At 62.1% G+C, this 13,371-nt stretch carries 10 protein-coding genes; 5 read left to right on the forward strand and 5 right to left on the reverse strand.

Going from position 1 to position 13,371, the window contains the following annotated elements; genetic code table 11:
* Positions 1-55 precede the first annotated feature (55 nt).
* Genes dgcB through etfB form a run of 3 tightly spaced genes read left to right on the forward strand, consistent with a single transcriptional unit; the run spans position 56 to position 4,000 of the window.
* Positions 56-1,999 carry a dimethylglycine demethylation protein DgcB gene (dgcB, locus tag TU79_RS02820; protein ID WP_057006605.1) on the forward strand — a complete coding sequence of 648 codons (1,944 nt, stop codon included), beginning with the start codon at positions 56-58 and terminating at the stop codon, positions 1,997-1,999.
* Entirely contained in the window at positions 1,999-3,219 is a 1,221-nt protein-coding gene (etfA, locus tag TU79_RS02825) for an electron transfer flavoprotein subunit alpha (protein WP_057006606.1), read from the forward strand. Before dgcB ends, etfA begins: the two co-directional genes overlap by 1 nt.
* 10 nt (positions 3,220-3,229) lie before the next feature.
* On the forward strand, positions 3,230-4,000 hold the full coding sequence (gene etfB / locus TU79_RS02830; protein WP_057006607.1) for an electron transfer flavoprotein subunit beta: 771 nt from the start codon (positions 3,230-3,232) through the stop codon (positions 3,998-4,000).
* Positions 4,001-4,797: 797 nt separating this feature from the next.
* On the opposite strand, the gene gbcA is transcribed toward etfB, so the two are convergent.
* Complete coding sequence (gbcA, locus tag TU79_RS02835; RefSeq protein ID WP_057006608.1) at positions 4,798-6,093, reverse strand: glycine-betaine demethylase subunit GbcA; 1,296 nt, start codon at positions 6,091-6,093, stop codon at positions 4,798-4,800.
* A gap of 282 nt (positions 6,094-6,375) precedes the next feature.
* Between gbcA and gbcB the strand changes: the two genes are divergently transcribed.
* Entirely contained in the window at positions 6,376-7,476 is a 1,101-nt protein-coding gene (gene gbcB / locus TU79_RS02840; protein WP_057006609.1) for a glycine-betaine demethylase subunit GbcB, read from the forward strand.
* A 105-nt stretch (positions 7,477-7,581) separates the two neighbouring features.
* Here gbcB and TU79_RS02845 read toward each other — a convergent pair whose 3' ends face one another.
* Positions 7,582-7,785: a hypothetical protein gene (locus tag TU79_RS02845; RefSeq protein ID WP_414896178.1), complete on the reverse strand. Its 204-nt coding sequence runs from the start codon at positions 7,783-7,785 to the stop codon at positions 7,582-7,584.
* A gap of 195 nt (positions 7,786-7,980) precedes the next feature.
* Positions 7,981-9,021: a threonine aldolase family protein gene (locus tag TU79_RS02850; protein ID WP_057006610.1), complete on the reverse strand. Its 1,041-nt coding sequence runs from the start codon at positions 9,019-9,021 to the stop codon at positions 7,981-7,983.
* A gap of 90 nt (positions 9,022-9,111) precedes the next feature.
* On the opposite strand from TU79_RS02850, the gene TU79_RS02855 reads away from it, so the two are divergent.
* Positions 9,112-9,840, forward strand: a complete 729-nt coding sequence (locus TU79_RS02855) for a TraX family protein (protein WP_057006611.1) — start codon at positions 9,112-9,114, stop codon at positions 9,838-9,840.
* Here TU79_RS02855 and TU79_RS02860 read toward each other — a convergent pair.
* Entirely contained in the window at positions 9,805-10,869 is a 1,065-nt protein-coding gene (locus tag TU79_RS02860; protein WP_057006612.1) for an NAD(P)/FAD-dependent oxidoreductase, read from the reverse strand. The two genes, TU79_RS02855 and TU79_RS02860, sit on opposite strands and share 36 nt — an antisense overlap.
* A 2-nt stretch (positions 10,870-10,871) precedes the next feature.
* Complete coding sequence (locus TU79_RS02865) at positions 10,872-13,079, reverse strand: hypothetical protein (RefSeq protein WP_057006613.1); 2,208 nt, start codon at positions 13,077-13,079, stop codon at positions 10,872-10,874.
* Positions 13,080-13,371 lie beyond the last annotated feature (292 nt).

Raw genomic sequence — 13,371 nt, forward strand, 5'->3', positions numbered from 1 at the left:
CCCACATTCAAGGCCAGTTTCACAGTAGGCCTGTGTGGTCTTTGGGAGCTTCACCATGTTGAACACCTTGCTGCCTATTCTCCTGTTTGCCGCCCTGGGCCTTGCCGTCCTCGGCGCCCTGCGCCGGGCAAACATGTGGCGCCGTGGCCGCGCGTCCAAAGTCGACCTGCTGGGCGGCCTGTTGGCCATGCCCAAGCGCTACATGGTCGACCTGCACCACGTGGTCGCTCGCGACAAATACATCGCCAACACCCACGTCGCCACAGCGCTGGGCTTTGTGCTGTCGGCGCTGCTGGCGATCCTGGTGCATGGGTTTGGCCTGCAAAACCGTATCCTCGGCTACGCCTTGCTGCTGGCCTCGACCTTGATGTTTGTCGGCGCCATCTTCATGTACCTGCGCCGCCGCAACCCGCCTGCGCGCCTGTCGAAAGGCCCGTGGATGCGCCTGCCGAAAAGCCTGCTGGCGTTCTCGGTGAGCTTTTTCCTGGTGACCTTGCCGGTCGCCGGCATTCTGCCCGCTGACTTTGGCGGCTGGCTGCTCGCTGCATTGCTGAGCGTGGGTGTGCTGTGGGGCGTGTCCGAAATGTTCTTCGGCATGACCTGGGGCGGCCCGATGAAGCACGCCTTCGCCGGGGCTCTGCACCTGGCCTGGCACCGCCGCGCCGAGCGCTTCGGTGGTGGGCGTTCCACCGGCTTGAAGCCGCTGGACCTCAGCGATAAATCCGCGCCGTTGGGTGTGGAAAAACCCAAGGACTTCACCTGGAACCAACTGCTCGGTTTCGACGCCTGCGTGCAATGCGGCAAGTGTGAAGCGGCATGCCCGGCCTTCGCCGCCGGCCAACCGCTGAACCCGAAAAAACTGATCCAGGACATGGTGGTCGGCCTGGCCGGTGGCACCGATGCAAAATTCGCCGGCAGCCCCTATCCGGGCAAACCCGTCGGCGAACACGGCGGCAACCCGCATCAACCCATCGTCAACGGCCTGGTGGACGCCGAAACCCTGTGGTCGTGCACCACCTGCCGCGCCTGCGTGGAAGAGTGCCCGATGATGATCGAGCACGTGGATGCCATCGTCGACATGCGCCGCCACCTCACCCTGGAAAGGGGCGCCACGCCGAACAAGGGCGCTGAAGTGCTCGAAAACCTGATCGCCACCGACAACCCCGGCGGCTTCGCCCCGGGCGGTCGGCTCAACTGGGCGGCGGATCTGAACCTGCCGTTGCTCAGCGAAAAGGCCAGCTGTGATGTGCTGTTCTGGGTCGGCGACGGCGCCTTTGACATGCGCAACCAGCGCACCCTGCGCGCCTTCGTCAAAGTGCTGAAGGCCGCCAGGGTGGACTTCGCCGTACTCGGCCTGGAAGAACGCGACAGCGGCGACGTGGCCCGACGCCTGGGCGACGAGGCGACCTTCCAGCTGCTGGCGACACGCAATATCCAGACCCTGGAAAAGTACTGCTTCAAACGCATCGTCACCTGCGATCCGCACAGTTTTCACGTACTCAAAAACGAATACGGCGCCTTCAATGGCAATTATCAGGTGCAGCACCACAGCACCTTCATGGCCGAACTGATCGACGCGGGCGCCCTGAACCTGGGCCAGCACAAGGGCAGCAGCGTGACTTACCACGACCCTTGCTACCTGGGCCGCTACAACGGCGAATACGAGGCGCCGCGTCAGGTGCTGCGTGCGCTGGGCATCGAGGTCAAGGAGATGCAACGCTCGGGCTTCCGTTCGCGCTGCTGCGGCGGCGGTGGCGGCGCGCCGATCACGGACATTCCCGGCAAGCAACGGATCCCGGACATGCGCATGGACGACATCCGCGAGACCGGCGCCGAACTGGTGGCCGTGGGCTGCCCGCAATGCACGGCGATGCTCGAAGGCGTGGTCGAACCGCGGCCGTTGATCAAGGACATCGCCGAATTGGTGGCTGACGCGTTGCTGGAAGACGCTGCACCGACCAAAGCGCCCTTAAAACGTGAACCTGCGGAGGTGCACTGATGAGCGACATTATCCGCCGCGACCCACGGGCTGAATGGATCGCCCGTAATCGTCTGCATCCCTTGCACGCGGCCATGCAGCCCGTGCAGCAGAGCTGGATGGGGCCCAACGGCGTCATGCGCAAAAACGTGCATGGCGTGGGCTTTATCGGCCCCAACGGTATCAAGCGCATCGACCGCAGCGGCGCCCAGCAGGGCGGCGCGGCCAAGCGTACGGCGGCAGTGGAAGTGCAGTTGCCGTTGCACCGGATTGCCGAGCCTGCGTTTTACATCAACGTGGTGCCGGACATGGTCGGCGGCCGCCTGAGCAGCCACGACCGCGATCTGTTGGGCCTGGCACGGCAACTGGCCGGCCACGACGGCGCGGTGCTGGCCGTGGTGTTTGGCGAGCACAAGGAAAGCGCATTCGCCACCGCCGGCGTCGACCGCCTGCTGGTGCTGGACGGTCACGCGTTCGACGGTTATTCACCGGAGCAACGGGTGCAGGGCCTGCGCGCTGTGGATAACCAGTTCAACCCACGCCACTGGTTGCTGCCCGACAGCCGCAGCGGCGGCGGTGAACTGGGCCGACGCTTTGCCGCCAGCCTCAAGGAACGTCCGGCCACGCGGGTGTGGCAGGTCAAGGACGACCAGTGCATCGGCCGTGCCGGCGCGGGCCAGCAGGATGTGGCGCGGCCATTGCCTCGCGTGATCCTCGCCGCTGTCGAATGCGCCGAACCGGTCAGCGACACGCGCCATGAAGTGTTACCCGTGGAGTTATCCACAACCCTGGCGCGCAGCCTGCCGCGTATCGAAGATTTGGGCGCGGTGGCGGTGGACCCGGCGGCGATTCCCATGGCCGAAGCCGAATTCATTTTCTCCGGCGGTAATGGGGTCAAGGACTGGGCGTTGTTTCACCAGACCGCCGCCGCACTCGGCGCCACCGAAGGCGCGTCACGGGTGGCGGTGGACGATGGCTTCATGGCGCGCGACCGCCAGGTCGGCGCCAGCGGCACCTGGGTCACGGCGCGGGTGTACGTGGCCGTGGGTATTTCCGGGGCGATCCAGCACCTGCAAGGCATCGGTGCCTGCGACAAGGTGGTGGCGATCAACCTCGACCCGGGTTGCGACATGATCAAGCGGGCCGACCTGTCGGTGATCGGCGAAAGTGCCGCGATTCTGCAAGCCTTGATCGCTGCGGTCGAGGCCCATCGCCACGGCGCCAAGCGCGACGCGGCTTGAGGACATGAGCATGACAACCAATGTAATCAGCCTGGTGTCCATCGGCGCCCATCCCACCTCCGGGCGCGCGCGCCGTGCAGAACAGGACGCACGCGCTGTCGAGCTGGGCCTGCAAATGGCTGGGGATAAGTTGCAGGTGCTGCACGCCGGCAACATCAATGAGCCCACCTTGCGCAGCTACCTGGGCATGGGCCTGCCGCACCTGCACGTGCTGGAACAACCGAGCGGCGCGGATGCGCTGCCGGTGCTCGGCGATTATCTGCGCGAGGCCGGCGCCCAGGTGGTGCTCACCGGCAGCCAGGCCGAAACCGGCGAAGGCTCGGGCATGCTGCCGTTTTTGCTCGCGGAGCACCTGGGCTGGCCGCTGATTGTGGGGCTGGCGCAAGTGGAATCCATCGACGGCGGCGTGGCCCATGTGCTGCAGGCGCTGCCCCGTGGTCAGCGGCGGCGCCTGAAGGTGCGCCTGCCGTTTCTGGCAACGGTGGATAACGCCGCGCCCAAGCCTCGGCAGAGCGCGTACGGCCCGGCGCAACGCGGCGAGTTGGCGGCCCATGAGGTTGAAGTCGAAGAAGACGAGTTATTCACAGGCGCCTCGCTGCAACCGGCCAAGCCTCGTCCCAAGCGTCTCAAGGTGATCAAGGCCAAGAGCGGCGCTGACCGCATGAAAGCCGCCACGGCCAAGGCCAGCGGCGGCGGTGGGCAGGTGCTCAAGGGCGTCAGTGCCGAGGAGGGCGCCCAGGCCATTCTCAAGCTGCTCATAGAGGAAGGCGTCGTACGCTGAACAACGGTGGGAGGGGGATTGCTCCCCTCCACCGTTGTTTTAGCGGTGCCTGGGCAATTACCCACAATCCCTGTTGACCCGTCTGTGGATAACCTGTTCGCGCATGTCCACACCCCATGTAAATCAAGCCCTGCAGCCTGCCGTACGAAAAATAACCAGGCTAACTGGCGGTTTTTATTGGGGTTTTCCGTTGAGCAAGTCCTGAACTTGCCCCCAAAGTCTGTTGGCGCTTCTGTGGATAAGATGTTCGCTATCGGCTACAGGCCTTATAAAACGCGGCTTGCGCGACTCTGGTTAAATTCTGATCAATGTCGCGTTTTCAGCTGCCAAAAAACCCTGGATACCCCGGTTTATGAAGCGTTGACATGGTTTTCCACAGCGCTTTGAAAGTTGCCCCCAAAGTCTGTTGGTGCTTCTGTGGATAAGGTGTTCGCGCACCGCTGCAGCCCTTGCAGCTTGTGGCTTTGGTGGGGTTGATCAATAAGTGACCAGAGCGGGATAAAACTGCGCCAACTGAATAAGTCACGGATTTTCTTGATTTAATTTCAGCTCAGCGACGCACTTGCCCACAATTGCTGTGGGTGGCTTTGTGGATAAGTTGTTGGGTAAAGGCTGGAGGGCAGGGCGGTAAAGGGCTTGAAGGGGGCTGAGCATTTTTTGAACACTGATGATATCCAATGTGGGAGCTGGCTTGCCTGCGATGGCATCACCCCGGTGCCACCGGGCCGCGAGGTGTGCGCATCGCAGGCAAGCCAGCTCCCACAAAAGCCCCACATTTCTGATCTGTGGGGTGTCAGTTACTCGTGTGCAGCCACGCCCTTGAGATAAGGCGCTGGCGCCGCGCCGAGGTTATTGAGCATGCGCTCGCTGTACCAATCCACGAAGTTCACCACGCCAAACTCATAGGTCTTGGAATACGGGCCCGGCTGGTAGGCCGTGGAGTTGATCCCGCGCTGGTTCTCTTCGGCCAGGCGACGGTCCTGGTCGTTGGTGGCGTCCCACACCTGGCGCATGCGGTCGACGTCGTAATCCACGCCTTCCACCGCGTCCTTGTGCACGATCCACTTGGTGGTGACCATGGTTTCCTGGGCGCTGATCGGCCACACGGTGAACACGATGATGTGGTCGCCCATGCAGTGGTTCCAGGAGTGCGGCAGGTGCAGGATGCGCATCGAGCCCAGGTCCGGGTTCTTGATGCGGCCCATCAGTTTGGCGCAGCCCTGTTTGCCATCCAGCGTCATCGACACGGTGCCCTTGAGCAGCGGCATGCGCACAATGCGGTTGCGCAGGCCGAAGCTGGCGTGGGCGTAAGGGATCTTCTCGGCATCCCAGGCGGCGGCCGAGGCGGCGACGTGGTCCTTGAAGGCCTGGTCGGCCCGTGGGTCGGTAACGTCGTCCCATTCCAGCAGGGTTTTCAGCAGTTCCGGGTGCGACGCGTTGCAGTGGTAGCACTCGCGGTTGTTTTCCAGCACCAGTTTCCAGTTGGCTTTTTCGAACAAGGTGGTCTGGATCGCCACCTTGGTGTTTTCCATGTCGTAGGGTTCCATGTAGTGGTTCAGTGTCGACAGGAAGTCATCGATGGCCGGCGGGTTTTCCGCCAGGCTGATAAAGATGTAGCCGCCGGCGGTCTTCACGTTCACCGGCTTCAAGCCGTACTGCTTCATGTCGAAATCGGCGCCCATCTCGGTGCCGGCGAACAGCAGGCGGCCATCGAGCTCATAGGTCCACTGGTGGTAGTGGCACACCAGTTTGGCCACCTTGCCCTTGTCGCTGGTGCACAGGCGCGAGCCACGGTGACGGCACACGTTGTGAAACGCATGCACCACGCCTTCGGCGCCACGGATCACGATGATCGGGTTCTTGCCGATCTGCAGGGTCAGGTAGTTGCCCTTGGCGGGGATTTCGCAGGTCATGCCGGCGATCAACCACTCTTTCTGGAAGATCTCCTGCATGTCGATATCAAACAACCGCTCATCAGAGTAAAACGGCTGCGGCAGGGAAAAGGTGCGCTCACGCTCGTGCAGCATTTGCGCGGTGGCCTTGCGTGCGGGTTCCAGCGGATCGCCCAAGCTTAAGGTTGCGGTGACGTCCATCGTGTGTGTCCTCAAGGCCATTCTGTGTGGCCGGTGAAAGTGGCTACGGTTGTTGCAATGCAAGGCGTAAAGAAAGTGTCTTGTTGGGCGTGAGTGTGGGGCCGGCGTTGCGGCGAACCTTATCCATGGGCGACATGGCCCAATCAGATCCCGACGCGCAACCCCCTGTCGTTGGGGGCTGGTCGCCGTAAGTATGTGAATGTCGCAGATAGGTAAGTGGGTGGTTCCGGCGTTACGCAGAATCGCCACCATCAGGCCGACCTACGGCTACGGAGAATAAGCATGTCCAACAATTTCCTGAATCCGGTAACGACCCAGACCTGGGCCAATGGTCGGCACATTGTCCGTTGCGTCAAAGTCATCCAGGAAACCTGGGACGTGCGCACCTTCTGTTTCATGGCCGACCAGCCGATTCTGTTCTTTTTCAAGCCGGGGCAGTTCGTCACCCTGGAGCTGGAAATCGAAGGCCAGCCGATCATGCGTTCCTACACCATCTCCAGTTCGCCGTCGGTGCCCTACAGTTTTTCGGTGACCATCAAGCGCGTACCGGGCGGCCGGGTGTCCAACTGGCTGCACGACACCCTGCATGAAGGGCAGGAGCTGGCGGTGCACGGGCCGGTTGGTCTGTTCAATGCCATCGATTTTCCCAGCCCCAAAGTGCTGTACCTGAGCGGCGGTGTCGGCATCACGCCGGTGATGTCCATGGCGCGCTGGTTCTACGACACCAATGCCAATGTCGACATGACCTTCGTCCATAGCGCCCGTTCGCCCAAAGACATCATCTACCACCGCGAGCTGGAGCACATGGCGTCGCGGATCGACAACTTCAGCCTGCACCTGATCTGCGAGAAACATGGTCTGGGCGAACCCTGGGCGGGTTATCGCGGCTACCTGAATCACAAGATGCTCGAACTGATGGTGCCGGACTTCCTCGAGCGCGAAGTGTTCTGCTGCGGCCCTACACCGTACATGAGCGCGGTGAAGCGCCTGCTGGAAGCGGCCGGGTTCGACATGGCGCGGTATCACGAAGAATCCTTCGGCGCCACGCCGCCGGAAGCCCGCGCCGACGCGGTGGAGCAAGCCGAACAGGCAGCCGACGCCCCGGAAGTCGACCTGGCCGACCTGCATCAAGTGGAATTCATCGCTTCGGGCAAGAGCATCCGCGTGGCCCCCGGCGAAACCGTGCATGCGGCCGCCGCCAAGCTCGGCCTGCTGATTCCGAAGGCCTGCGGCATGGGCATCTGTGGCACGTGCAAAGTGATGAAGCTGGGCGGGGAAGTCGAGATGGAGCACAACGGCGGGATCACCGAAGAAGACGAAGCCGAGGGCTACATCCTGTCGTGCTGCAGCGTGCCGAAGGGCGATGTGCGTATCGAGTTCTGATAAAGCCTCGACCCAGGGAGGCACGGTCCAATGTGGGAGGGGGCAAGCCCCTCCAGCACAAGAACTGCGCCGGGGTGGATGAGTCCCCGGCGCCGCTCCTGATCGTTATTGGGTGTAGACGTAGATGGCGAACTGATCACCTGAAGGTGTCAGTTCGAACACTTTTCCGGTCACGGTCAAGGTCCTGGAAGGTTCCCTGATGGTGTCACCGACGCTCGCCAGTTTTCTGAAGTCGTCCCAACCGATGTAGGTTGGCGCGGGAGTGCCGAGTTGTTTTGCGTTCATTGCATAGCGTGCAGCGTCTTCCATGGTGTAGCCCTCAATTGGATTTCCGTTTCCTGCCGATTTACTCGGCGGGCGGTCAGCCCCGGAAGGTGGCAGACCGGTCTGCGTTTTCCTTCCGGGTTCCAAGAGGCTAGTCAATGATTTTGATGACGTGGGCTGTCGGAAATACCAGAAAACAACCTCGGCAATCGGCCATTACCTACTTGCCGATTTCCTGCGTCAGGCGTTCATCACTTCCCTGATATCGGCAGCCAATTCCCTTACACGCTCTTCCTCGGTATCCCACGCACACATGAATCGCGCGCCGCCTTTGCCAATGAAGGTGTAGAACCGCCAGCCCTTGGCCGTGAGCGCCGCAATCGCCGGTTCCGAGAGTTGCAGGAACACGCCGTTGGCCTGTACCGGGAACATCAACTCCACGCCGGGAATATCCGCCACCAGGCTGCTCAGCAGTTGCGCACAGTGGTTGGCGTGGCGGGCGTGCTTGAGCCACGCGTCGTTTTCCAGCAGGCCCACCCACGGCGCGGAGAGAAAGCGCATCTTCGATGCCAGCTGGCCCGCCTGTTTGCAGCGGTAGTCGAAGTCTTCGGCCAGCGCGTGGTTGAAGAACAGGATCGCTTCACCCACCGCCATGCCGTTTTTGGTGCCGCCAAAGCACAGCACGTCCACCCCGGCCTTCCAGGTCAGGTCGGCCGGCGAGCAACCGAGGAAGGCGCAGGCGTTGGCGAAGCGCGCGCCGTCCATGTGCAGGTTCAGGCCCAGTTCCTTGCAGGTGACGCTGATGGCGCGGATTTCTTCGGGGGTGTACACGCTGCCCACTTCAGTGGCTTGGGTCAGCGTGACCACGCGCGGTTTGGGGTAGTGAATGTCCTGGCGCTTGAGGGCGATCTCGCGGATCGAATCCGGGGTCAGCTTGCCGTTTTCGGTGCGTGCGGTGAGCAGCTTGGAGCCGTTGGAGAAAAACTCCGGCGCGCCGCATTCGTCGGTTTCGACGTGAGCGGTTTCCGAGCAAATCACGCTATGGTAGCTCTGGCACAGGGACGACAGCGCCAGTGAGTTGGCGGCGGTGCCGTTGAAGGCGAAAAACACTTCGCAGTCGGTTTCGAACAGGTGGCGGAAACCGTCGGCGGCGCGATGGGTCCATTCATCATCACCGTAGGCGCGCTGGTGGCCCTGGTTGGCTTGTTCCATGGCGGCCCAGGCTTCCGGGCAGATGCCGGAATAGTTGTCGCTGGCAAATTGTTGGCTCTTGTCGGTCATGGCCCGTTCCTGTGGTCGATGTTGGTGCGCACTGTACCCAACATCGGCCGGGGTGCGCACGCGCTGTAAATGCAAAGTCAGTGGGGCATTATGCACGGTACTCACACTACGCCTGTCGGACGCGTCCGTGATGGCGCCCTGGACCTGCTCAAGTGGCTGGCGCTGCTGAGCATGGTGCTCGACCATTTGCGCTACGTCGGGTTGAGCCTGGATGGGCTGTATGTGCCGGGGCGCCTGGCGTTCCCGTGGTTTTGCCTGGCGATTGCGGCGAATCTGCACCGTACGCGTAACGCCGTGGTGACCGGCCACTGGCGCTATCTGGGCTGGCTGCTGCTGTTCAGCGTGATCAGCGAGGTGCCGTACCGGATGTTTATCGACGATGCCGATACCTTGAATGTGCTGCCCACCCTCGCGCTGGGTCTGCTGGTTGCCCGAGGATGGCAGCAGAAGGCGCTGATTGATCGGGGGTTGGCGCTGATCGCGCTCATACTGGGGGCGGTATTTTCCTCCCAACTGATGTTCGGGTTTTTCGGTGTATTACTGCCGCTGGCGATGCTGCTGGTCTTCCGTCGACCATGGTATTTCAGCGTATTGCCGGGGTGGGTGTGTGTAGCCGCCAATCAGTGGCAGATTTTGCTCAACAGCGGCTCGGTTGTGGCGCTAACCGGGTTGGTCGCCTGCCTGATTGCGCCATTGGCAGGGTTGATGCTGTTGCAGTATGCCAAAAACGTCTCGCCGCCGGCCATGCGCCGCTGGGCGTATGCCCTGTACCCGCTGCATTTTTTACTCTTGCTGCTGCTTCGCAAAGCGCTGGCGTGATGTCGATTCGAGCCAGTCGGGAGGGTACGGATGGGCCGCATACAGCTCGCGCATTTTTTGCACATCACTCTCGAACCCGTCGCGCAGCCATTGGCAGTATTGGCGTGAAACCGCAGGGCCATGCGCTGGCGTGTTCCGTTCATCCACAATGCACTGCGCCGCCATCATCCCCGACATCAATGCCTTGAGCACGCCATGGGAGGCGCCCGGGTCCAGCACGCTGGCCGCGTCGCCAGTGATGAAATAGCCGTTGCCGGCGGCTTGATCGCACAGTCTCCAGGTGACGTCGGCGCCGTGGATCGCGCCTTCGTCCGTCAAGTGGGCAAGACAGGCCGGAACCGCCAATGCCCTGGGCAGCCTGTCCTGGGCAAAGCGCAGGCGCGTCCAGTGATAAAGGCCCTGGCCTATGTGCGCGGTCCAGTACCAACCTGTTTCATCGGCGAAGATGCCCAGGGCGCGCTCATCGACCGTCCCGCGCTTGTAGCCATACAGCGCGGTCAGAGCGGGGGAGCAGCGCCGTGAGCTGAGCCCCAGCTGACGTGCCAGCCAGCCATGGGCGCCACTTGCATCAATCAGGTGCCTGCAAAACAGCTGTTCCGTCGGGGTGCGGATGCCCACGACGCGGCCTGCCTCCAGCAGCACCGCTTTGGCCTGGCAGGGCTGCAGCACATGGACGCCGACGGCGACGGCGCTCTCCAGCAGCCAGCCATCAAGCGTTGCCCTGGGAATCTGAAAGCCCCGCCAGGGCCCGTCCCTGTCTGCCCCAAACGCCACAAAGTGCCGCTCCTTGTCCCACGTCACCCAGGTGCCCGTGGGGCGGATAAACGCCTCGCCGCGCACTTTTTCAGCGATGCCCAGCTGCTGCAGCAGTGGCTCTATACCGGGGTGCAATGTTTCGCCCGGGCGGTTGCGCGGAAAAGGTCGGCGCTCCACAAGGGCGACCTTCAAGCCATGCCTGGCGCATGAAATGGCCGCCGCGCAACCGGCCGGGCCGGCGCCTGTCACGATGACGTCATAGCGGCTGCCCACGGCTACACGCGCTCCCAGGGTTTGGTCCCTTGTTGGCGCAACACCACCTGTGGCCATACGAAGTAGGTGAACGTTGCCTTCAGTTTGATCCGTATCTGGTCGAACGCCGGCGAATCGACCGGGGCGAAGCGAAACAACTCGAATCGATAGCCTTTGTCGTTCGGCCTGATTGGCACGTTCGTGTTCAGCGTGACGACGTTGGTGTCTTCAGGGGTTGCATCACTGAATGAGTCGATAAACCAATTGCCCGCATCGTTGCCCAGTGACTTTTTGATTGTGTACCAGGCATTCATGCGGCGTTGATATTCCACTGAGTCAACCTGACCCGTCAGTGCCAGTGAGAATTTATCGTTGAGTGCGTTTTCCGTGTAGTCGGTGTACAGGTAGGTCTCGTAGGCTCGGTGGGTGATGCCGCCGGCGATGTATTTTTTGGCGGCGGGTACGCCATCCCACGGGTAACCGCCAGCCTTGCCGATTTCCTGATCCCGCATCGGCTTGATGGTCGGGCCGGCTTGGTCGCCGGGCTCGTAGGATTGCGCCGAGTCCGGGGCAACGGCGGGCCAGAATGAACTGAGCGCCGCGCAAAGCTTGGCATCTTCGGGAAAGGGGCTGCCCAGTCGGTAAGCCGCCAGGTGTTCTATGTCTTCGTCGTCTTCCGACTGGGCTTCGTAAGACACTACGCCGACATCCCAGCCGGGTGCAAAGGACCCGGCTCCCGCATCCGGGAGCGACGAGGCGCACCGTGCTGCGGCGACGTTCGGCTGCAGCGGCGCAGACACGGGCCGGGACGAATCAAACTGCGCAACAATTGCCGTCATGCCTACGTCCGTGCTGCTGAACGCGCTCGGAAACGACTGGATATTGGCAGGGTAGCGAGAATCGGACAGGCAGTCGGGGTAAACGATGAAGATTGAAAACCGATCAACCTGGCTCAGGGTTTCGAGCCATTCCAGCAGGTGTCGCTGCTTGCACAGTGGATAGAAGTCAGGTGGGCACACCAGTGAATAGGCGGCCACACGTTGCGGCAGGGCGGCATCCAGCGCGGTGCACCGAGCCTGGATGCAGCCATCGGCAGAAAAGTCCAGATAGTGCAGGGCTTTGAAACCACCCTTTCTCAATTCGCCCATCATGTCCGGGCGACGATTGAGATTGATGACGTTGCCGGCGTCATCGACTTTATGGCGCATATGCACGTATTCCGGACCGTTCTCGTTAATTCGCAAGCTGGAGACCAGAATCTCGGGCCTGGCGGGCACATTGAATGTCAGGGGCTTGCCCTGGTAGCGGGCCGCTTCGATCAGATGTTTATGAGGGATGGCACACACCAAACCGCGGCCATACGCCTGTTCGGGCAGCCAGTCCGCCAGGCCTTGGGTAATGACGAAGGGCGGTTGGTCGATATCGGGTGCGCCCCAGCCCGAGCCCTGTCCCAGCTCCAGGTGTATGCGGCGCAATTTCTCGTTTTTGTGTTCTGCCAGCAGTTGAACATCCAGTTTCATGCCGGCGATGCACTCGCTGCCGCTGAACAGTTTGTGCAGCGGCACCCAGAAATCGGTGGCGGCGTCAGCCGCGCCAAAGCGCATGGGGCCGAACCGGGTCTCGTCGCCTTTGAGCTGGACTGCAATGTAGGCGCTGTAGCGCGCCGGCAACACGCGGATGGCATGGCTTTCCCCTTCCACGAACGGCAGGAAGCCTCGGCTTTGCGCGTCGTACAGCGGCGGCGCAGTGCCGACACGGGCGATGCCGGTGCGTGCAAAACACAGGTCGGCATGCACCTTGTGCACCGTGTCCGGCGCCGGGCGGTACTCCACCGCGAAGACCACCACTGCCATGGGCTGCCCCTTGGCCCGCGCCCTCAATTGCTGGAGGCTGGGCGCCTGTCTGGCATAGACATACTCGAGGACGGTTTCCAGTTCGGCCGGCGTGGCATAAGCCTGCAGTGGGTTACCCCTGGCGTCGGTGGTCACGTTGGGATTGGCCAGCGCGTGGTACAGCAGGCTGTGTGCGGGCTTGCCGGGCTCAATGCCACGGGTGCCCGCCGGGGCAAAGTCGACGAAGCCTTGCAGGGTGCGGTCGGGTGTGAGGGTTTTACCCAATTCGCTCTCAAGGTTGGGCGCCAGGAGATCGAGCCCGTGATGCAGCAACAGGGTGTGCCAGCCCTGAGGGGCCAGACGTTTGCAGATATCCATCACCTGATTGAGTAGCGCCATGTCTGCTGGCCTCGACGGAGTGGTGTGTTCAATCGCGAGGATTGAACGGTGAACGCGTCGACGGCATGAACTGGCGCTGGTTGATGGGCAAGAATAGTCAGCTTTTTGCTTTTTGCGCGATACCGCCGGGTTTTTCGCCGCCCCTGCGGCCTTTATTCGCCCATGCGTCAAGGCATGTCGTAAACGCACCTTTGCGTGGCGTCCGTAGGCATTTGACCTGCACGCCCCAGCCCTACCATCGCATCAAAGGGCCCTGCACGGGCCTCAACAATACGAAAGGCTGGGAGAGACG

This window comes from Pseudomonas trivialis (genome assembly GCF_001439805.1).
GTDB classification, from domain to species: Bacteria; Pseudomonadota; Gammaproteobacteria; order Pseudomonadales; family Pseudomonadaceae; genus Aquipseudomonas; species Aquipseudomonas trivialis.